Source organism: Streptomyces mirabilis (assembly GCF_039503195.1).
In the GTDB taxonomy this organism is placed as follows: domain Bacteria; phylum Actinomycetota; class Actinomycetes; order Streptomycetales; family Streptomycetaceae; genus Streptomyces; species Streptomyces mirabilis_D.
Window position 1 is genome coordinate 2742643 of sequence record NZ_JBCJKP010000001.1, and the last position, 19654, is coordinate 2762296.

The 19654-nt window shown below is 70.6% G+C and carries 18 protein-coding genes; 9 read left to right on the forward strand and 9 right to left on the reverse strand.

Features of this window, described 5'->3' with window-relative positions; all coding sequences use genetic code 11:
• Positions 1 to 68: 68 nt before the first annotated feature.
• The gene (fabI, locus tag AAFF41_RS13080) at positions 69 to 836 is read right to left on the reverse strand and encodes an enoyl-ACP reductase FabI (protein WP_168490335.1); all 768 of its coding nucleotides are present in this window, start codon (positions 834 to 836) and stop codon (positions 69 to 71) included.
• 5 nt (positions 837 to 841) lie between these two features.
• A complete protein-coding gene (fabG, locus tag AAFF41_RS13085; RefSeq protein WP_075026117.1) occupies positions 842 to 1561 on the reverse strand; it encodes a 3-oxoacyl-[acyl-carrier-protein] reductase in 720 nt (239 codons plus the stop codon).
• A 228-nt stretch (positions 1562 to 1789) separates the two neighbouring features.
• Between fabG and AAFF41_RS13090 the strand changes: the two genes are divergently transcribed.
• The 3 genes from AAFF41_RS13090 to tyrS are packed head-to-tail and all read left to right on the forward strand — an operon-like array spanning position 1790 to position 6017.
• On the forward strand, positions 1790 to 3313 hold the full coding sequence (locus AAFF41_RS13090) for a TldD/PmbA family protein (protein WP_319748074.1): 1524 nt from the start codon (positions 1790 to 1792) through the stop codon (positions 3311 to 3313).
• Positions 3310 to 4704 (forward strand): metallopeptidase TldD-related protein, encoded by a 1395-nt coding sequence (locus AAFF41_RS13095; protein WP_099923415.1) that lies wholly within the window; start codon positions 3310 to 3312, stop codon positions 4702 to 4704. Before AAFF41_RS13090 ends, AAFF41_RS13095 begins: the two co-directional genes overlap by 4 nt.
• A 44-nt stretch (positions 4705 to 4748) precedes the next feature.
• Positions 4749 to 6017 (forward strand): tyrosine--tRNA ligase, encoded by a 1269-nt coding sequence (gene tyrS, locus AAFF41_RS13100; RefSeq protein ID WP_319748076.1) that lies wholly within the window; start codon positions 4749 to 4751, stop codon positions 6015 to 6017.
• Positions 6018 to 6135: 118 nt separating this feature from the next.
• Here tyrS and AAFF41_RS13105 read toward each other — a convergent pair whose 3' ends face one another.
• Positions 6136 to 6411 (reverse strand): GlsB/YeaQ/YmgE family stress response membrane protein, encoded by a 276-nt coding sequence (locus AAFF41_RS13105; protein WP_319748078.1) that lies wholly within the window; start codon positions 6409 to 6411, stop codon positions 6136 to 6138.
• A 246-nt stretch (positions 6412 to 6657) separates the two neighbouring features.
• Between AAFF41_RS13105 and AAFF41_RS13110 the strand changes: the two genes are divergently transcribed.
• Positions 6658 to 7065, forward strand: coding sequence for a DUF3099 domain-containing protein (locus tag AAFF41_RS13110; RefSeq protein ID WP_079090396.1), 408 nt, complete (start codon positions 6658 to 6660; stop codon positions 7063 to 7065).
• 232 nt (positions 7066 to 7297) lie between these two features.
• Positions 7298 to 7519 carry a hypothetical protein gene (locus AAFF41_RS13115; RefSeq protein ID WP_319748367.1) on the forward strand — a complete coding sequence of 74 codons (222 nt, stop codon included), beginning with the start codon at positions 7298 to 7300 and terminating at the stop codon, positions 7517 to 7519.
• A gap of 95 nt (positions 7520 to 7614) precedes the next feature.
• On the opposite strand, the gene moaA is transcribed toward AAFF41_RS13115, so the two are convergent.
• The 3 genes from moaA to AAFF41_RS13130 all read right to left on the reverse strand — a co-directional run bounded on the left by moaA (position 7615) and on the right by AAFF41_RS13130 (position 10727).
• Positions 7615 to 8604: a GTP 3',8-cyclase MoaA gene (gene moaA / locus AAFF41_RS13120; RefSeq protein WP_319748080.1), complete on the reverse strand. Its 990-nt coding sequence runs from the start codon at positions 8602 to 8604 to the stop codon at positions 7615 to 7617.
• 144 nt (positions 8605 to 8748) lie between these two features.
• On the reverse strand, positions 8749 to 10374 hold the full coding sequence (locus AAFF41_RS13125) for a solute symporter family protein (RefSeq protein ID WP_319748082.1): 1626 nt from the start codon (positions 10372 to 10374) through the stop codon (positions 8749 to 8751).
• The gene (locus AAFF41_RS13130; protein ID WP_054232238.1) at positions 10371 to 10727 is read right to left on the reverse strand and encodes a DUF485 domain-containing protein; all 357 of its coding nucleotides are present in this window, start codon (positions 10725 to 10727) and stop codon (positions 10371 to 10373) included. Before AAFF41_RS13130 ends, AAFF41_RS13125 begins: the two co-directional genes overlap by 4 nt.
• A gap of 417 nt (positions 10728 to 11144) precedes the next feature.
• On the opposite strand from AAFF41_RS13130, the gene AAFF41_RS13135 reads away from it, so the two are divergent.
• From AAFF41_RS13135 to AAFF41_RS13150, 4 genes are all read left to right on the forward strand, one after another.
• On the forward strand, positions 11145 to 12671 hold the full coding sequence (locus AAFF41_RS13135; RefSeq protein WP_319748084.1) for a S8 family serine peptidase: 1527 nt from the start codon (positions 11145 to 11147) through the stop codon (positions 12669 to 12671).
• Positions 12672 to 12755: 84 nt separating this feature from the next.
• On the forward strand, positions 12756 to 14297 hold the full coding sequence (locus tag AAFF41_RS13140; protein ID WP_343323985.1) for a S8 family peptidase: 1542 nt from the start codon (positions 12756 to 12758) through the stop codon (positions 14295 to 14297).
• Between the two features lie 78 nt (positions 14298 to 14375).
• Positions 14376 to 15758, forward strand: a complete 1383-nt coding sequence (locus AAFF41_RS13145; RefSeq protein WP_343323986.1) for a CoA transferase — start codon at positions 14376 to 14378, stop codon at positions 15756 to 15758.
• 144 nt (positions 15759 to 15902) lie between these two features.
• On the forward strand, positions 15903 to 16964 hold the full coding sequence (locus AAFF41_RS13150; RefSeq protein ID WP_319748091.1) for a CopD family protein: 1062 nt from the start codon (positions 15903 to 15905) through the stop codon (positions 16962 to 16964).
• Here AAFF41_RS13150 and AAFF41_RS13155 read toward each other — a convergent pair.
• Genes AAFF41_RS13155 through AAFF41_RS13165 form a run of 3 tightly spaced genes read right to left on the reverse strand, consistent with a single transcriptional unit; the run spans position 16959 to position 19614 of the window.
• Complete coding sequence (locus AAFF41_RS13155; protein WP_319748092.1) at positions 16959 to 18008, reverse strand: zinc-dependent alcohol dehydrogenase family protein; 1050 nt, start codon at positions 18006 to 18008, stop codon at positions 16959 to 16961. The two genes, AAFF41_RS13150 and AAFF41_RS13155, sit on opposite strands and share 6 nt — an antisense overlap.
• Before the next feature lie 41 nt (positions 18009 to 18049).
• Positions 18050 to 18745, reverse strand: a complete 696-nt coding sequence (locus AAFF41_RS13160; RefSeq protein ID WP_319748093.1) for a lysoplasmalogenase — start codon at positions 18743 to 18745, stop codon at positions 18050 to 18052.
• Positions 18742 to 19614 (reverse strand): sterol desaturase family protein, encoded by an 873-nt coding sequence (locus AAFF41_RS13165; RefSeq protein ID WP_095858171.1) that lies wholly within the window; start codon positions 19612 to 19614, stop codon positions 18742 to 18744. Before AAFF41_RS13165 ends, AAFF41_RS13160 begins: the two co-directional genes overlap by 4 nt.
• Positions 19615 to 19654: the final 40 nt, after the last annotated feature.

The following is a 19654-nucleotide window of genomic DNA, read 5'->3' on the forward strand; positions in this document are numbered from 1 at the left end:
CTAGGCCGAACGGGCGACGCCCCGCTCCCCGCGTTGCGGGAATCGGGGCGTCGGCCGGATGGGGGAAATCAGGCGCCGATGGCGTGCAGTCCGCCGTCCACGTGGATGATCTCGCCGGTGGTCTTCGGGAACCAGTCGCTCAGCAGCGCCACGACACCGCGGCCGGCCGGCTCCGGGTCCTTGAGGTCCCACTCGAGGGGCGCCCGGGTGTCCCAGACGGAGGCGAGCTCGCCGAAGCCCGGGATGGACTTGGCGGCCATGGAGCCGATCGGGCCCGCCGAGATCAGGTTGGAACGCACGTTCTGCTTGCCCAGGTCGCGGGCGAGGTAGCGGTTCACGGACTCCAGGGCGGCCTTGGCCGGGCCCATCCAGTCGTACTGCGGCCACGCGTACTGCGCGTCGAAGGTGAGGCCGACGACCGAGCCGCCGTTCTGCATCAGCGGCAGGCAGGCCATGGTCAGCGACTTCAGGGAGAACGCCGAGACGTGCATGGCCGTGGCGACCGACTCGAAGGGGGTGTTGAGGAAGTTGCCGCCGAGGGCGTCCTGCGGCGCGAAGCCGATGGAGTGCACGACGCCGTCGAGGCCGCCCAGCTCCTCACCGACGACGTCGGCGAGACGCGCCAGGTGCTCGTCGTTGGTCACGTCGAGCTCGATGACCTTGGTGGGCTTGGGGAGCTTCCTGGCGATGCGCTCGGTCAGGGTGGGCCGCGGGAACGCGGTCAGGATGATCTCCGCGCCCTGCTCCTGGGCCAGCTTGGCGGTGTGGAAGGCGATGGAGGACTCCATCAGCACACCGGTGATCAGGACGCGCTTGCCCTCGAGGATTCCGCTCATGGTGATCAGTGACCCATTCCCAGTCCGCCGTCAACCGGAATGACGGCTCCAGTGATGTACGAGGCGTCGTCCGAGGCGAGGAACCGCACCGTCGCGGCGATCTCCTCGGGCTGCGCGTACCGGCCGAGCGGCACCTGGGCGACGATGCCCGCACGCTGCTCGTCGGTGAGCGCCTTGGTCATGTCGGTGTCGACGAAACCGGGCGCGACGACGTTGAAGGTGATGTTGCGCGAGCCGAGTTCGCGGGCGAGTGAACGCGCGAAGCCGACAAGGGCGGCCTTGGAGGCGGCGTAGTTCGACTGCCCCGCGGAGCCGAGCAGCCCCACGACCGACGAAATGAGGACGACCCGCCCCTTCTTGGCACGGAGCATCCCACGGTTGGCACGCTTGACGACCCGGAAGGCGCCGGTCAGGTTGGTGTCGAGGACGGAGGTGAAGTCCTCCTCGGACATCCGCATCAGAAGCTGGTCCTTGGTGACGCCCGCGTTGGCGACCAGGATCTCGACGGGACCGTGCTCGGCCTCGATCTCCTTGTAGGCCTGCTCCACCTGTTCCGTGTCGGTGATGTCGCACTTGACGGCGAGGCAGCCCAATGCGGTGAGGGCGGCCGGCGGCTCACCCGAGCGGTATGTGATCGCGACCTTGTCGCCGGCATCGGCGAAAGCGCGGGCGATGGCGAGGCCGATGCCCCGGTTGCCTCCGGTGACGAGAACCGAGCGGCTCAACGGATCACCCTTTCGATAGCTGTCTGAAACCCCTGCAAGACAGGCGCCTTCCTTGGAAACCTATCGGTCCCCTACGCCTCCCGGAGAATCGGGCACCGACAGTGGCGCGGGGGACTCACTGTCGGATCCCTACAGAAAGCCTCGATGCGCGGAGGGAAAGATGTGGCCCACGGACCCGCCCGCGCGACATGATCGGACCCGACAGGCCACGACAGCAGGGAGACCTCCGTGCCTCATTCCATCGACGAAGCCTTCACGGCACTGCCGCTGCGGGCCCTGGCCGACGCCGCGCTCGCGCGGGCGCGGGCACTGGGGGCCGAGCACGCGGACTTCCGGTTCGAGCGGGTGCGCAGCGCGTCCTGGCGGCTGCGGGACGCCAAGCCCGCCGGATCGTCGGACACCACGGACCTGGGGTACGCGGTGCGGGTGGTGCACGGCGGGACCTGGGGGTTCGCGTCGGGTGTGGATCTGACGATGGACGCGGCCGCGAAGGTCGCGTCGCAGGCCGTGGCGATGGCGAAGCTCTCGGCCCAGGTGATCAGGGCGGCGGGTTCCGACGAACGTGTGGAGCTGGCGGACGAGCCGGTGCACGCCGAGAAGACGTGGATCTCGTCGTACGACATCGACCCCTTCTCCGTGCCGGACGAGGAGAAGGCCGGGCTGCTCGCGGACTGGAGCGCGCGGCTGCTCGCGGCCGACGGCGTCAACCACGTCGACGCCTCGTTGCTGACCGTCCACGAGAACAAGTTCTACGCCGACACCGCCGGGACCGTGACCACCCAGCAGCGGGTACGTCTGCACCCGCAGCTCACCGCGGTCGCCGTCGACGAGTCCAGCGGCGAGTTCGACTCCATGCGCACCATCGCGCCGCCGGTCGGACGCGGCTGGGAGTACCTGACGGGCACCGGCTGGGACTGGGAGTCCGAGCTCGCGCGGATCCCGGAGCTGCTCGCCGAGAAGATGCGGGCACCCAGCGTCCAGGCGGGGCTGTACGACCTGGTCGTCGACCCCTCCAACCTGTGGCTGACGATCCACGAGTCCATCGGCCACGCCACCGAGCTGGACCGCGCGCTGGGCTACGAGGCGGCGTACGCCGGCACCTCCTTCGCCACCTTCGACCAGCTCGGCAAGCTGAGGTACGGCTCCGAGCGGATGAACGTCACCGGTGACCGCACCGCCGAACACGGCCTCGCGACCATCGGGTACGACGACGAGGGCGTCGAGGGGCAGTCCTGGGACCTCGTGAAGGACGGCACCCTCGTCGGCTACCAGCTCGACCGGCGGATCGCGAAGCTCACCGGCTTCGACCGCTCCAACGGGTGCGCCTACGCCGACTCCCCCGGGCATGTGCCCGTACAGCGCATGGCCAACGTCTCGCTCCAGCCGGACCCCGCGGGGCACTCGACCGAGGACCTGATCGGGGGTGTGGACCGCGGCATCTACGTCGTCGGTGACCGGTCCTGGTCCATCGACATGCAGAGGTACAACTTCCAATTCACCGGCCAGCGGTTCTTCAAGATCGAGAACGGCCGGATCACCGGGCAGCTGCGGGATGTCGCGTACCAGGCCACGACCACCGACTTCTGGGGTTCGATGGCCGCGGTGGGTGGTCCGGGGACGTACGTCCTGGGCGGTGCCTTCAACTGCGGCAAGGCCCAGCCGGGCCAGGTCGCGGCGGTCTCGCACGGCTGCCCGTCGGCTCTCTTCCAGGGGGTCAATATCCTCAACACGACGCAGGAGGCCGGTCGATGAGCGCCCGTACGAACAAGCCGCACGAGGTCGTCGAGCGCGCCCTCGAACTCTCCCGCGCCGACGGCTGCGTCGTGATCGCCGACGAGCACTCGACCGCCAACCTGCGCTGGGCCGGCAACGCGCTGACCACGAACGGGGTCACGCGCGGGCGCACCCTGACCGTCATCGCGACCGTCGACGGCCGTGAGGGCACGGCCTCCGGGGTCGTCTCGCGCTCGGCCGTGACCGCGGACGAGCTGGAACCCCTGGTGCGGGCCGCGGAGGCGGCGGCACGCGGCGCGGGGCCCGCCGAGGACGCCCAGCCGCTGGTCACCGGCGTACCGGAGTCCCCTGACTTCACCGACGCGCCCACCGAGACCTCCTCCGCCGTCTTCACCGACTTCGCCCCGGCGCTCGGCGAGTCCTTCGCCCGCGCTCGGGCAGGCGGGCGCGAACTGTACGGCTTCGCCAACCACGAACTCGTCTCCAGCTATCTCGGTACGTCGACGGGGCTGCGCCTGCGCCACGACCAGCCGAACGGGACGCTGGAACTCAACGCCAAGTCGCCCGACCGGACGCGCTCGGCGTGGGCCGGGCGGTCCACGCGGGACTTCAAGGACGTCGACCCTGCCTCCCTCGACGCCGAGCTCGCGACCCGGCTCGGTTGGGCCGAGCGGCGCGTCGAGCTGCCCGCCGGCCGCTACGAGACGCTGCTGCCGCCGACCGCCGTCGCGGACCTGCTGATCTACCAGATGTGGTCGGCGGCGGCCCGGGACGCGGCCGAGGGCCGGACCGTCTTCAGCAAGCCCGGCGGCGGCACCCGCGTCGGCGAGAAGCTCACCGAGCTGCCGCTGACCCTGCGCAGCGACCCCAACGAGCCGGGGCTCGAGTCTGCGCCCTTCGTGCTCACGCACTCCTCGGGCGACGACGCCTCCGTGTTCGACAACGGGCTGCCGCTGTCGGCGACGGACTGGGTGCGCGAGGGCACGCTGACCCGTCTGTCCACCACCCGGCACAGCGCGGGCCTCACCGGGCTGCCCGTCGCCCCGATCATCGGCAACCTGATCCTGGACGGCGGCGAGGACCGCTCCCTGGAGGAGATGGTCGCCGCCACCGAGCGCGGTCTGCTGCTGACCTGCCTCTGGTACATCCGCGAGGTCGACCCGGCGACGCTGCTGCTCACGGGACTGACCCGGGACGGCGTCTACCTCGTCGAGAACGGCCAGGTCGTCGGCGAGGTGAACAACTTCCGGTTCAACGAGTCGCCGGTGGACCTGCTGTCGCGGGCCACGGAGGCCGGGCGCACGGAAAAGACGCTGCCCCGTGAGTGGAGCGACTGGTTCACTAGGGCTGCGATGCCCGCGCTGAGGGTGCCCGACTTCAATATGAGCTCTGTCAGCCAGGGCGTATAACCTCGTACCTGATTCACGAGACCACCCAAGGAGATACGAGAACCGTGACGGACATCGTCGACGAGCTGAAGTGGCGGGGGCTGTTCGCCCTGTCCACCGACGAAGATGCTTTGCGCAAGGCGCTCGCGGACGGTCCCGTCACGTTCTATTGCGGCTTCGACCCGACCGCGGCCAGTCTGCACGTGGGGCACCTGGTGCAGGTCCTCACCATGCGTCGCCTCCAGCAGGCGGGCCTGCGCCCGCTGGCCCTGGTCGGCGGCGCGACGGGCCAGATCGGTGACCCGCGCCCGACCGCCGAGCGCACGCTGAACGACCCGGAGACGGTCGCGAACTGGGTGACGCGCCTGCGCTCGCAGATCGAGCCGTTCCTGTCCTTCGAGGGCGAGAACGCCGCGGTCATGGTGAACAACCTGGACTGGACGGCCGGCCTGTCGGCCATCGAGTTCCTGCGGGACATCGGCAAGCACTTCCGCGTCAACAAGATGCTGACCAAGGACTCCGTGGCCCGGCGCCTGGAGTCCGAGGAAGGCATCAGCTACACGGAGTTCAGCTACCAGCTGTTGCAGGGCATGGACTTCCTGGAGCTGTACCGGCGCCACGGCTGTACGTTGCAGCAGGGCGGCAGCGACCAGTGGGGCAACCTCACCGCGGGCCTGGACCTGATCCACCGCCTGGAGCCGCACGCCAACGTGCACGCGCTGGCGACACCGCTGATGACCAAGGCGGACGGCACCAAGTTCGGCAAGACCGAGGGCGGCGCCATCTGGCTCGACCCCGAGATGACGACGCCGTACGCGTTCTACCAGTTCTGGTTGAACGTGGACGACCGCGACGTCTCGACGTACCTGCGGATCCTGTCCTTCAAGTCCCGCGAGGAACTGGAAGAGCTGGAGCAGCAGACCGAGGAGCGCCCCCAGGCCCGCGCCGCCCAGCGCGCGCTGGCCGAGGAACTGACCACGCTGGTGCACGGCGCCGACCAGACGACCGCGGTGATCGCCGCGTCCAAGGCTCTCTTCGGCCAGGGCGAGCTGTCCGGGCTCGACGGGAGGACGCTGGCCGCGGCGCTCTCCGAGGTGCCGCACATCCAGGTCGCCGAGCTCGGCCCGGTGGTGGACCTCTTCGCGGAGGTCGGCCTGGTGGCCAGCAAGTCGGCCGCGCGCCGCACGGTCAAGGAGGGCGGTGCCTACGTGAACAACGTCAAGGTCACCGCCGAGGACGCGGTCCCCGCCAAGGAGGACCTGCTGCACGGTCGCTGGCTGGTACTGCGCCGGGGCAAGAAGAACCTGGCGGCGGTGGAGGTCGCAGAGGCCTAGACACGAGTCCTCGAGGCCTGGACACGGGTCGCCGAGGCCCGGACACCATGAGGGGCGGTTTCCCGTGCGGAGACCGCCCCTTCGTCGTACCTGATCGACCGGGCTTCGTACCCGCCCGTCAGGCTTTCTGCCTGTTGCCCCGCAGCGCCATGTACGCCATGTCGCCGAGGAAGACGATGATGATGGCGGCCACGAGCTGGAAGGCGTGGCGGCTCCAGTCGATGCCTGGGGTCTCGGCGACGCCGACCGCCCGGGCGATCGCGTTGCCGACGATGGCTCCGAGGATGCCGAAGATGGTGGTCAGCCACAGTGGGCTGTGCTGCTTGCCCGGAAGGATCGCCTTGGCCAGCAGGCCCAGCACGAAGCCCACGATGATCGCCCACAACCAGCCCATGTCTGCCTCCTAGTACGGCTCTACGTGAGCATTACGCCCAGTCTCGGCGTGTGCGCCATACGGCGCATGTCGGGCGCGGCCGTACGCGGTACGGCGCATCATGTCCCCTCAGGACGGACCCGCCCCGGTCTCGAAGGCGACGCAGCCGCGGCGTAACGTGGGACGTGTTCGGGCCTGCTTCCCAGACCGGGTTCGGACCGGGTACGGGCCGGGGAGAGTCCGACACAGAGCAGGTGGTGGAACGTGATGCGGAAGCAGAGCAAAAGCCAGGTCTTCCGGATCACCGGGGCCAGGCAGGGGCTCGACGAGGACGTCCGCGGCAGGCAGCGCCGCTACGTCATCTCGATGTCCGTCCGCACGGTCTCCGTGATCCTCGCCGCGACCCTCTGGAACGTGGAGCGGCACGTCGCCATCGTCGCACTGGTGCTCGGCATACTCCTCCCCTACATCTCCGTGGTGATCGCCAACGCAGGACGGGAGAACGCGCCGTCGCTGCCGTCGACGTTCGTCAACGTGCCCGGCCCCGCGATGATCGCGCCGCCGCGCCCGGACGCCTCCGCGGAATCCGTCCCGGAGGACGTCGTGACCGACCCCGGGGTGCGTCCGGGAGGCGGCCCGCACGAGCGGGCCGAGCCCGACTCGACCCTCACCTGACCACGGGGGATCCGCCGAAAACGGAATCCGATCGCGCACCAAGCTCAAGAAAAGCTCAGATCAATCATGTTGTTCCGGTGCCGGGCGGCGGGCTAGCCGTGACATACTTCGTACGCGCTCCGCATCCCCCGTCGGAGCGACAGACCGACGCCGGGCAGCTCCCCCCGTGGCTGCTCGGCGTCGCCTTTTCGGGGCCGTTTAGGGTTGAGGCGTGACTTTCCCGCTCCCCGACATGTCCCCGGCCCCCAGCACTCCGCAGTGCTCCGCCAAGGGCTGCCGCACCGATGCCGTGTGGGTGCTCGCCTGGAACAACCCGAAGCTGCACACGCCCGATCGGCGCAAGACGTGGCTCGCCTGCGAGGAGCACCGCGAGCACCTGTCCACGTTCCTCGATGTGCGGGGCTTCTTGAAGGACGTGGTGCGGCTGGAGGACTGGGAGGAGCCGGAGGGCTGAGCGGTTCGGGAAGTGCGGGTCGCCCGTGGCTTGTCGCGCCCACGCGGCGGAGCCGCATGTGTCACACAGCCCCGCGCCCCTGAAGGGGCGCGCTCTCAGCCGCCGATCGCGGACATCGGTCTGGTCGGCTGGAGGAACGACGGGTCGTCCAGGCCCGAGCCCGCCTTCTTGCCCCACATCGCGAGGCGCCAGATGCGGGCGATCTCCTCGTCGGGGGCGTCCGAGCGGAGGGCGGTGCGCAGGTCGGTCTCCTCGGTGGCGAACAGACAGTTGCGTATCTGGCCGTCGGCCGTCAGGCGCGTACGGTCGCAGGCCGCGCAGAACGGGCGGGTGACCGAGGCGATCACGCCGACGCGGTGCGGGCCGCCGTCCACGAGCCAGCGCTCGGCCGGGGCCGAACCCCGCTCGTCGACGCTCTCCTCGGTGAGCGCGAAGCGCGTCCGCAGCGAGGCGAGGATGTCGCCCGCGGTGACCATGCCCTCGCGCTTCCAGCCGTGCTGGGCGTCCAGGGGCATCTGCTCGATGAAGCGCAGCTCGTAGTCGTGCTCCACGGCCCAGGCCAGCAGGTCGGGGGCCTCGTCGTCATTGAGGCCCGGCATCAGGACGCAGTTGACCTTGACCGGGGTCAGGCCGGCGTCGCGCGCCGCTTCGAGGCCCGCGATGACGTCCTGGTGGCGGTCTCGGCGGGTGAGGGCCTTGAAGACATCGGGGCGCAGGGTGTCCAGCGAGACGTTCACCCGGTCCAGGCCCGCGGTCTTCAGGGCGGCGGCGGTGCGTCTGAGACCGATGCCGTTGGTCGTCAGGGACATCTGGGGGCGGGGTTCGAGTGCGGCGACCCGCTCCACGATGCCCACGATGCCGGGGCGCAGCAGGGGTTCGCCGCCGGTGAAGCGGACCTCGGTGATGCCGAGGCGGGCGACCGCTATCTCGATGAGACGGACGATCTCGTCGTCCGTGAGGAGGTCGGGCTTGGCCAGCCACTGCAGGCCCTCTTCGGGCATGCAGTACGTACACCGGAGATTGCACCTGTCCGTCAGTGAGACGCGCAGGTCGGTGGCCACGCGGCCGTAGGTGTCGATGAGCACGTGGGCCCCCTCCCTCGTTGCGGATCACTTCTACTCGACACGTCGAGCCTACGTGACGTGACTGACATCAACCCCGGCCGGATCCCACGAGACGCGGCGCGGCCGCGTCGTAGGGATCTACGACGCGGCCGTCGGCGAGGGGGATCAGTGTGCTCCGGTGCCCGTCAGGGACCGCACCTCCAGCTCGGCGTACTTGCCGGCGTCCGGCTCCTCCTTGGACAGGAGCGTGCCGAGCCAGCCCAGCAGGAAGCCGACCGGGATCGAGATGAGGCCCGGGTTCTCCAGCGGGAACCAGTGGAAGTCGACGTCGGGGAACATCGAGGCGGGCTTGCCCGAGACCACCGGCGAGAACAGCACCAGTCCGACCGCCGTGACCAGACCGCCGTAGATCGACCACAGCGCGCCCTGGGTGGTGAACCGCTTCCAGAAGAGGCTGTAGAGGATCGTCGGCAGGTTGGCGGAGGCGGCGACCGCGAAGGCGAGCGCGACCAGACCGGCGACGTTCAGGTCGCGGGCGAGGGCGCCCAGCAGGATGGACACGGCGCCGATGCCGACCGTCGCGTAGCGGGCGGCGGTCATCTCCTGTTTCTCCGTGGCCTGCCCCCTCTTGATGACGTTCGCGTAGATGTCGTGCGCGAACGAGGAGGACGAGGCCAGCGTCAGGCCGGCGACGACGGCGAGGATCGTGGCGAAGGCGACGGCGGAGATGGAGGCGAGCAGGATGGCGCCCCAGTTGGAGTCGACGCCTCCCAGGTGCAGTGCCAGGAGCGGCGCGGCGGTGTTGCCCGCCTTGTTGGAGGCGATGATCTCGTCGGGTTTGATCAGCGCGGCGGCGCCGAAGCCGAGGGCGAGGGTCATCAGGTAGAAGGCGCCGATGAGGCCGATCGCCCAGTTCACCGACTTCCGCGCGGTCTTCGCCGTGGGCACGGTGTAGAAGCGGATGAGGATGTGCGGCAGGCCCGCGGTGCCCAGGACCAGCGCCATGCCCAGGGAGATGAAGTCCAGCTTGGTGGTGGACGTGGCGCCGTACTTGAGGCCGGGCTCCAGGAAAGGCGCGCCCTTGCCGCTGTTGTCGGCGGCCTTGCCGAGCAGGTCGGAGAGGTTGAAGTTGAACTTCAGCAGCACCAGGAAGGTGAGCAGCAGGGCGCCGATGATCAGCAGGACGGCCTTGACCATCTGGACCCAGGTGGTGCCCTTCATGCCGCCGATGGTGACGTAGACGATCATCAGGACGCCGACGAGGGCGACGATGCCGATCTTGCCGCTGTCGCTGGTGATGCCGAGAAGCAGCGAGACCAGGACGCCCGCGCCGGCCATCTGGGCCAGCAGGTAGAAGATCGACACGACGATGGTGGAGGTGCCCGCGGCCGTACGGACCGGGCGCTGGCGCATCCGGTACGCCAGGACGTCGCCCATGGTGTAGCGGCCGGAGTTGCGCAGCGGCTCGGCGACCAGGAGGAGGGCCACCAGCCAGGCGACCAGGAAGCCGATGGAGTAGAGGAAGCCGTCGTACCCGAAGAGGGCGATCGCGCCCGCGATGCCGAGGAACGAGGCCGCGGACATGTAGTCGCCGGAGACGGCCAGGCCGTTCTGGAAGGCGGTGAACTGTCGTCCGCCCGCGTAGAAGTCGGCGGCGTCCTTGGTCTGGCGGCCCGCCCAGACGGTGATGACGAGGGTCGCGGCGACGAACACCGCGAAGAGGGTGATGATCAGCGGCCGGTGCTGACTGGCCTCACCGGCGGCGAGCACGGTCGTCTGTACGGGGCTCATGCGTCGCCCTCCAGCCGGGACTTGATGGCCTCGCCCTTGGGGTCGAGCTTCGCGGCGGCGTACCGCGAGTACCACCAGGCGATGAGGAACGTGGTGAGGAACTGGGCGAGCCCGAGGACCAGGGCGACGTTGATGTTGCCGACCACCTGGGTGCCCATGAAGTCGCCCGCGTAGTTCGAGAGCAGGACGTACAGCAGGTACCAGGCGATGAAGGCGACGGTCAGCGGGAAGGCGAAGGAGCGGTGCGAGCGGCGCAGTTCGGCGAACTCGGCGCTCTCCTGCACCTCGACGAACTGCTCGGTCGAGGGCAGCCGGGGATCGGCCTTCGAAGGGGGCGGTGCGTCGGTAGCCACGAAGTCTCCTCGCGTTGCGGGTGCGGTTACGACGGTGGACGGGGGCGAGTCGGGGCTCGCGGACGGGGACGGCTGGGGTGCGGACATACGGTTGCGACCTCACAGTGACCTGAATCACGTAACCGGGAGCGATGGATTCGCTCCGGTACGTGATCCCAACAGGGGGCTCGATCGTCCTCGGGCTCCCTGCTCAAGGTCACGGCGCCACGCGTGGACCGGTTCAACTCCCCCGACTTCTTTCGGAAGTCATCTCCGGAAGTCATTGCTGGCCAGCTCGGACGGGAGATAGCTTCGGCCTGCAGTAGTCGTCATGCACCTGCCGAAGCGCTACCCGCACCAGCCTCAGCACCCTCACGCACCTGCCCGAGCACCACCTGTGTTCGGGCGGCTTTCGTTTCCGGATGATGTGGAGATCCCATGGCTCATCTGCGTTCCAGACGCCGCCTCGCCCTCGCGGTGCCGGTCGTCCTGTCCCTCACCGCCTCGCTCGGTTTCCTGCCGGGCGCCGCGTCGGCCGCCCCGCTGACCGAGTCCGCCACGACGAGCGCGGACGGCCCCAACCTCGCGTACGTGGTCAATACCAGGACGGACCACCGCACCATCGAGTCGGTGGAGAAGGCCATCTCCGCGGCGGGCGGCACCGTCGTCATCGCCTACGAGAAGATCGGCGTGATCGTCGTCCATTCCGCCAACCCGGACTTCGGCCAGCGGATCCGCGCCGTGCGCGGGGTGCAGTCGGCGGGCGCGACCCGGACCGCGCCGCTGACGGCCGCGGGGACGACGGACGAGGGCGCGGCGCAGATGCTGTCCGCCACCGAGGCCGCCAAGGTCTCCAGGACCGCCGCCGCGGGCGAGGAGCCCCTGGAAGCCGACCAGTGGGACCTGCGCGCGATCGGCGCCGACAAGGCCGCCAAGACCAACCCGGGCAGCAAGAGCGTGACCGTCGCCGTGATCGACGTCGGCGTCGACGACACCCACCCGGACATCGCCCCGAACTTCTCCCCCTCGCAGTCCGCGAACTGCGTGGGGGGCAAGCCGGACACCACGTACGGCGCGTGGCGCCCCGTGGACGCCGACCACTACCACGGCACCCATGTCGCGGGGGAGATCGCCGCCGCCCGCAACGGCATCGGGGTCGCGGGCGTCGCGCCCGGTGTGAAGGTCTCGGGCATCACCGTGGCCGAGCCGGACGCGAGCCAGCTCTTCTACCCCGAGAGCGTCGTCTGCGCCTTCGTCTTCGCCGCCGACCACGGCGTGGAGATCACCAACAACAGCTACTACGTGGACCCGTGGCTCTACAACTGCCTCGACGACCCCGACCAGAGGGCCATCGTCGACGCCGTCAACCGGGCCCAGCTGTACGCCCAGAAGAAGGGCACCCTCAACGTCGCCGCGGCGGGCAACTCCAACGACGACCTCGACTCGAACGCCCTCGTCGACGCCTCCAGCCCCGACGACTCGACCGCCGTGACCCGCACGGTCGACCCGCACAAGTGCTTCGACGTACCGACCCAGCTGCCCGGCGTCGTCACGGTCGCCTCGACCGGCGTCACCGGTGCCAAGTCGTACTTCTCCAGTTACGGCAAGGGCGTCATCGACGTCGCCGCGCCGGGCGGCGACAAGTACCAGATCCCGGACACGCCGTCGAAGAACGGCCGCATCCTGTCGACGATGCCGAACAACCAGTACGGCTTCCTGCAGGGCACGTCGATGGCGACGCCGCATGTCGCGGGCGTGGCCGCGCTGCTGAAGTCCAAGTACCCCTGGGCCTCGCCGGCCCAGCTCCAGGCGCTCCTCAAGGCCGAGGCGGACAACCCGGGTTGCCCGACCGCCCCCTACGACGGGAACGGCGACGGCGTCGTGGACGCCACCTGCGCGGGCGGCAAGCACGTGAACGGCTTCTACGGAGCCGGGATCGTCAACGCGCTGCGCGCGGTCAAGTAAGTCCCGCCAAGTAAGTCCGGCCGAACGTCACATGAGCTTCCGCACGGCTCGTACCGCTCGTACCGCGAATGAACTGGAGACTCCATGACCGCGCCTCGCAAGCGCTCCCGTCGCGCCATAGCCCTCCCGCTCGGGATGGCCACGGCGACAGCCCTCGCCTTCCTGCCGAACGTCAGCGCCTCGGCGGCCGACACCGACGGCTCCGCCACGCGGACCGCCACGACGACGGCGGACGCGACCGCCCTCAGCTATGTCGTCAACGTCCGCCCCGGGCACGACACTTACGCCTCCGTGAAGAAGGCCGTCGCCAAGGCGGGCGGCACGATAGTGACGTCGTACGACCAGATCGGCGTGATCGTCGTGCACTCCTCGAACGCCGACTTCGCCAGGACGATCCGCGGCGTACGCGGCGTGCAGTCGGCCGGCAACACACGCAACGCGCCGCTGCCCGCGCAGTCGACCACCGACATGGGCGCGCCCCAGGTGCTCACCGCGGCGCAGGAGAAGGCCGCGGGCGCCGAGGCCGCCGCCGGGCAGGATCCGCTGGAGTCCCTCCAGTGGGACCTGCCCGCCATCAAGGCGGACAAGGCGCACGAGAAGACCCTCGGCAGCAGCAAGGTGACGGTCGCCGTGATCGACACCGGTGTCGACGACACGCACCCCGACATCGCGCCGAACTTCAACCGCGACGCCTCGGTCAACTGTGTGACGGGCAAGCCGGACACCACCGACGGGGCCTGGCGGCCGACCGCCGCGGAGAGCCCGCACGGCACGCATGTCGCGGGCGAGATCGCCGCCGCCAAGAACGGCGTCGGCATCACCGGAGTCGCGCCCGGCGTGAAGGTCGCCGGCATCAAGGTGGCCACGACGGCCGGCTACTTCTACACCGAGGCCGTCGTCTGCGGTTTCGTGTGGGCCGCCGAGCACCACGTCGACGTGACCAACAACAGCTATTACACCGACCCCTGGTACTTCAACTGCAAGGACGATCCGGACCAGAAGGCCCTGGTCGACGCGATCACCCGCGCCTCGCGGTACGCGGAGCACAAGGGCACCGTCAACGTCGCCGCGGCGGGCAACGAGAACTACGACCTGGCCGCCGACTCGATCACCGACCCGGTCTCCCCGAACGACGGCACGCCCTCGGACCGGGTGATCGACCCCTCCAAGTGCTACGACATCCCCACCCAGCTGCCGGGTGTGGTCACCGTGGCCGCGACGGGCGCCAAGGGCATCAAGTCGTCCTTCTCCAACCACGGCCTGGGCGTCATCGACGTCGCCGCGCCCGGCGGCGACTCGACGCGCTACCAGACCCCGGCACCGCCCGCCACCAGCGGCCTGATCCTCGGACCGCTGCCCGGCGGCACGTGGGGCTACATGGCGGGCACGTCGATGGCGTCCCCGCACGTCGCGGGCGTCGCCGCCCTCATCAAGTCGACCCACCCGCACGCCTCCGCCGCCCTGGTGAAGGCGCTGCTGTACGCGGAGGCCGACGCCACGCCGTGCACCGACCCCTACGACATCGACGGCGACGGCAAGGTCGACGCGGTGTGCGAGGGCACGAAGAACCACAACGGGTTCTACGGCTGGGGCACCGTCGACGCGTTGAACGCGGTCACTGAGTGACCGCGTGAGCGAGGGGGCCGGGCGGTTGCCCCGGCCCCCTTTCCCATGTTGATCCAGTACACCCGGCATAGTGCCGTCATGACTCGTACGGACTTCGCGTGGGCCGCTCTGGGCGGCGACCCCGCACTCGTCTCACGGATCTCGGCTGTCGCACGGGAGGGTGTGCTGCCCGCACGGCTGCCGGTGCGCGGGACGGCCCGGGCCTGTGTCGCGGTCTGTGCCCTCGCCGGGGCCGAACTGACCGCAGGGCGCACCGGAGGGAAGGTGCCCGAGGTGCGCGTGGACGACGGGGCCGTCGCCACCGCCTTCCACAGTGAGCGGCATCTGCGCGTCGACGGTCGTGAGCCGGTCAACTTCGCCCCGCTGTCCCGGTTCTGGCGGACGGCGGACGGCTGGGTCCGCACCCACGCGAACTATCCGCACCACCAGAAGCGGCTGCTGGGCGCGCTGGGTGTGCCGGAGGGCCGGGGCTCCCTCACCGAGGTGGTCGCCGAGGTGCTCGCAGAGCGATCGGCCATCGAGGTGGAGGAGACGGTGTACGCGGCCGGCGGACTCGCGATCGCCCTGCGCACGCCCGGCCGGTGGGCGGCGCACCCACAGGGGCGGGCGATCGCCGCACACCCGCTGGTGACCCGCGAGCGGCTGGACACGGCACCCGTACGACCGCTCGTCCCGCTCGCCGGGGATCCGCTGCTGCCCGCCGCGGGCGTCCGCGTGCTGGACCTCACCCGGGTCATCGCGGGCCCGGTGGCCACCCGCACGCTCGCCCTCCTCGGCGCGGACGTCCTGCGGATCGACAGCCCGCGCCTGCCCGAAATCGACGACCAGCACGCCGACCTGGACTTCGGGAAGCGTTCCGCCACGCTCGACCTGTCAGCGCGCGGGGGTCGCTCGGCCTTCGAGGAGCTGCTCGCCGAGGCCGATGTCGTCGTCACCGGGTACCGGCCCGGCGCACTGGACCGGTTCGGGCTCTCCCCCGGGGCACTGGCCGAGCGGCGGCCCGGTCTGGTGGTGGCGCAGCTGTCGGCGTGGGGCGCCTACGGGCCGTGGTCCGGGCGGCGGGGCTTCGACAGTCTGGTGCAGGTCGCCACCGGGATCGCGGAGATCGAGGGGTCCGCCGAGCGTCCGGGTGCGCTGCCCGCGCAGGCCCTCGACCACGGCACGGGGTACCTGCTGGCCGCCGCGGTGCTCCGGTCGCTCACCGAGCAGGCCCGGGAGGGCGGGACGCGGCTCGTCCGGCTCGCGCTCGCGCGGACGGCCGCGTGGCTGATGGACGGGTCGGCGCACGGGGACGAGGAGCCCGCCGACACCTCGTACGAACCGGGCCCCTGGCTCGCCGAGACCGACAGCGACCTGGGCCGGCTCAGGTACGCACGGTCGCCCGTCTCCTTCGCCGGCGGGCCCTTCGACTGGGCACGGCCGCCGGGACGTTGGGGGACGGACCGGGCCCGGTGGGCCTGAGCCGGCTGGTCGCTTCGGGAGACGCTCGCGCCCGTCGGGCGTGAGCGAGGGGTCGACCGGAAACGTATCTATGGGCGGAATGCCTAACCACCGCTTGTTTCCCTGTACTTGCCCGGTTCTGTGCCGACTGGTGAAGATCCTGGGGTGACCTTGATACGACCGACAGCCGAGACAGCGGGCGCGAGTGGTCCGGCGCGGCGCCCCGCCGCCGGACGCGCCGTCGCCCTGCTCGTCCTGGTGGCCGTGGCCGCGCTGATCCCGCTGCTCGGTCCGCGCCCCGCGCTGGACGGCACCGGCGAGGCGGCCGCTCCCGGCGTCGGCGGCATCGCCCTGCTGCGCGCGGCCTTGTTCGCGGCGCTGTGCGTCCCCGTGGGCGAGCTGTTCGCGGCCCGGCTGGCCCGCCTGGTGCCGGGCGCGCCGCTGGAGCACGCGCCCCGCAGCTGGGCGACCTCCGCCGCGGCGGTCGGGTTCCTCGCGGCGCTGGGGCTGGCCTCGGTGGTGGCCACCGGCAATCTGCTGCCGCACCACCTCTCCGACATGGACGTCGGCGGGCTCTACCAGAGCCGGGACGGCAAGCTCGCGCTCCTGGAGGTCAACGCGTTCCTGGCCACCGGGCTCTGCGCCCTCTCGCGGAGACCGGCCGCGCAGGTGGGGCCGCTGGCCGCGGTGGTCCTCGCGGAGGCGCTGCGCGCCCACCCGGCGCCCGAACACGGCCCGCTCGTCGGCTCCGGTCTGACGCTCGTTCACGTGACCTGCGCGGCCCTGTGGACGGGCGGCCTGCTGCACGTACTGCGGATGCTGCGCACCTGGCGCGCCGCTTCGGAGGCGGAGCCGACGGAGACGGCCGAGACGGCGGGTTCGGCGGACGCGGCCGGCGCGGCGCTTCTGGGCCTCTACGCGCGCGTGGCCGCCGTCCTGTTCGCGGCGCTCACCGCGACGGGCGTGTGGAGCGCACTGCGCCGGATGCCGCCCGGCACGGTCCTGGACCAGCTGACGGCGACGTCGTACGGGCGCACCCTGCTCGCCAAGCTGGTGCTGGTGGCCGCCGTCGCCGTGCTGGCGCTGCTCGCGCGGCTGCGGCTGCGCCGGGCCGCCGACCGGCTCAGCGCCTGTGTCCCCGCTCGCGCGGAGGTGGTGGCACTGGGCCTGGTCGTGGCGGTGTCGGGGCTGCTGACGGCGCTTCCGCTGCCGATCAGGTGGTCATGAGCCGTTGGTGACGAGCACCTTGAGGGCGGTGCGCTCGTCCATCGCCTTGTAGCCGTCGGGCACGCCTTCCAGACCGACGGTCATGTCGAAGACGGGCGACGGGTCGATGGTGCCGTCCAGGATGTCGGGCAGCAGCTCCGGGATGTACGCCCGCACCGGCGCCACACCGCCGCGCAGCGCGATGTTCCGGTCGAACATCACACCCAGGTCGAGGCCCGTGCCGCTGCCGTGCGGCACGCCGACGAAACCGATGGCGCCGCCGTCGCGGGTGATGTTCACGGCCGTCCGCATGGACTGCTCGGTACCGACCGCCTCCACGACGGCGTGCGCGCCCTGGCCGCGGGTCAGCTCGCGGACGGCCTCGACGGCCGCCTCGCCGCGTTCGGCGACGACGTCCGTGGCACCGAAGGCGCGCGCGATGTCCGTACGTGCCTGGTGGCGTCCGAGCGCGATGATCCGCTCGGCGCCGAGCCGCTTGGCGGCCAGCACGGCGCACAGCCCGACGGCGCCGTCCCCGACGACCGCGACGGTGGCGCCCTTGCGGGCTCCCGCGCCGAGGGCCGCGTGGTGACCGGTGCCCATGACGTCGGAGAGCGTCAGCAGGGCCGACAGCAGGTGGTCGTCGGAGGCCGCCTCCTTGGGCAGCTGTACGAGGGTGCCGTCGGCGAAGGGGACGCGCACGGCCTCGCCCTGACCGCCGTCGTAGCCGACCGCGCCCCAGAAGCCGCCGTGCTCGCAGGAGGTGGTGAGGCCCTCGCGGCAGTAGTCGCAGACGCCGTCCGACCACATGAAGGGCGCGACGACCAGGTCGCCGCGGCGGACGCCGGTCACCTCGGAGCCGGTCTCCTCGACGATGCCGAGGAACTCGTGCCCGATCCGCTGCCCCGCCTGCCGTGCCGCCTCGCCCCGGTAGGCCCACAGGTCGCTGCCGCAGATGCAGGACCGCAGCACCCGCACGACCGCGTCGGTGGGCAGTTGTACCAGGGGGTCGGGGACGTCCTCGACGCGCATGTCGTACGGGGCGTGGATGGTGGTGGCGCGCATGACGAGGATCCTTCTCGGCCGATCGGCTGGGTGAGATGCGCTCAGGGGGTGGTTGAGCGCATCTCACCGTACGCCGCCCCCGCCGCGGTATGCGCGCCGAGGGTGCCCTGCACTCCGCTGACCAGCAGGAACTGGGCGGCGGCATAGGTCAGCATGATCCAGAAGTCCGGCCTCGGGAGCTGTGGCCAGTCGGCGACGCCGGTGGCGATGAGGGTGTCGGACAGCAGGAAGAGCGCCCCGCCCGCGCCCGCGACGGGCCCGAGCCGGGTGCTTGCCGCCGCCATCGCGGTCAGCAGCAGGCTGTAGCCCGCGACGGGGATACGGAGGCCGGCGGGCAGATCGGGCCACAGGAGGGTGACGGTGACGACGAGGGCGAGGACGTACGCGCCACCGAGCCAGACCGACGGCCCACGCACGTGGGGAGGGCGATGCGGCGAATCCGGCCCTCTGAACAGCAGGAGATAGCAGACGTGACCGGCCGCGAAGGAGGCCATCCCGACGAGGAAGGCGGGGTCGGCGTCGGACAGCAGCAGTACGTCGCCGCCCCAGCCGCAGAGCAGGGCGGCCACCAGGAGCCGGGGTCCGCCGCGTACGACCGCGTGGGCGGCGAGCAGGGGCATCAGAAGCGGCTTGGCGACCAGGTGCCCCGGGGTGAACCCGACGGCCAGGGAAACGAGGTCCACGGCAGCGGCCACGCCGAAGGAGACGAGCAGCACGCGCGCGTGCCGTGGGCTCACGCGACGGGCTCCGTGACCGGCTGGTGCCCCGCGGACTTCGGCGTCGGCTGCCAGCCGGGCCCGCGAAAGACCCGCCCCGCCCGCTCGCGCCAACCGGTCGCCGCCTTCAGGTCCCTGGCGATGGCGGCGTACTCGTGGGTGGCGACGCGCAGGGGGTTGTACGTGGCGATGTTCTTGGTGAGCCCGTAGACGGGCCGCTCGGTCTCGGCGACGAAGGACCCGAAGAGCCGGTCCCAGACGATGAGGATCCCGCCGAAGTTGCGGTCAAGATAGCCCCCCTGGGAGGCGTGGTGGACCCGGTGGTGGGAGGGCGTGTTGAGCACGAACTCGAACCAACGGGGCATCTTGTCTATCCGCTCCGTGTGGATCCAGAACTGGTAGACGAGGTTCACCGACGAGCAGAACGCGAGCGCGGCGGGGTGCACACCGAGGGCGATCAGCGGCACGTAGAAGGGCCAGACCGTCCAGGTCGTCCAGGGCTGGCGCAGCGCGGTGGTGAGGTTGAACTTCCGGCTGGAGTGGTGCACCACATGGCAGGCCCACAGGACGCGGATCACGTGGTGCCCGCGGTGCGACCAGTAGTAGAAGAAGTCCTGCCCCAGCAGCATCAGCAGAACGGTCCACCACAGGACGGGCACCCGGAGCGGAGTCACTTCATGGATCGCCGCATAGATCGCGACGATCGGAATCTTCCACAGGAAGTCGAAGACGAGACTCCCGAGCCCCATGCCGACGCTCGTCGCGGCGTCCTTCGTCTCGTACCCCGCGGCATCGTCGTCCGGATGGATCCTGACGCTCACCACCTCGATCACGGTGAGCAGCACAAAAGCGGGTATCGACAACAGCACGACATCGGGCAGGTTCGGCATGGGTGCACCGTAGAACCGCAGCTCGGCCACGGCTAGACGT

Excerpts from the sequence above, each read along its gene's own strand:
- fabI (WP_168490335.1), bottom strand. The coding sequence starts at position 836 with ATGAGCGGAATCCTCGAGGGCAAGCGCGTCCTGATCACCGGTGTGCTG.
- AAFF41_RS13095 (WP_099923415.1), top strand. The coding sequence starts at position 3,310 with ATGAGCGCCCGTACGAACAAGCCGCACGAGGTCGTCGAGCGCGCCCTC.
- AAFF41_RS13105 (WP_319748078.1), bottom strand. The coding sequence starts at position 6,411 with ATGGGCTGGTTGTGGGCGATCATCGTGGGCTTCGTGCTGGGCCTGCTG.
- AAFF41_RS13110 (WP_079090396.1), top strand. The coding sequence starts at position 6,658 with ATGCGGAAGCAGAGCAAAAGCCAGGTCTTCCGGATCACCGGGGCCAGG.
- AAFF41_RS13115 (WP_319748367.1), top strand. The coding sequence starts at position 7,298 with ATGTCCCCGGCCCCCAGCACTCCGCAGTGCTCCGCCAAGGGCTGCCGC.
- AAFF41_RS13125 (WP_319748082.1), bottom strand. The coding sequence starts at position 10,374 with ATGAGCCCCGTACAGACGACCGTGCTCGCCGCCGGTGAGGCCAGTCAG.
- AAFF41_RS13135 (WP_319748084.1), top strand. The coding sequence starts at position 11,145 with ATGGCTCATCTGCGTTCCAGACGCCGCCTCGCCCTCGCGGTGCCGGTC.
- AAFF41_RS13140 (WP_343323985.1), top strand. The coding sequence starts at position 12,756 with ATGACCGCGCCTCGCAAGCGCTCCCGTCGCGCCATAGCCCTCCCGCTC.
- AAFF41_RS13145 (WP_343323986.1), top strand. The coding sequence starts at position 14,376 with ATGACTCGTACGGACTTCGCGTGGGCCGCTCTGGGCGGCGACCCCGCA.
- AAFF41_RS13155 (WP_319748092.1), bottom strand. The coding sequence starts at position 18,008 with ATGCGCGCCACCACCATCCACGCCCCGTACGACATGCGCGTCGAGGAC.
- AAFF41_RS13165 (WP_095858171.1), bottom strand. The coding sequence starts at position 19,614 with ATGCCGAACCTGCCCGATGTCGTGCTGTTGTCGATACCCGCTTTTGTG.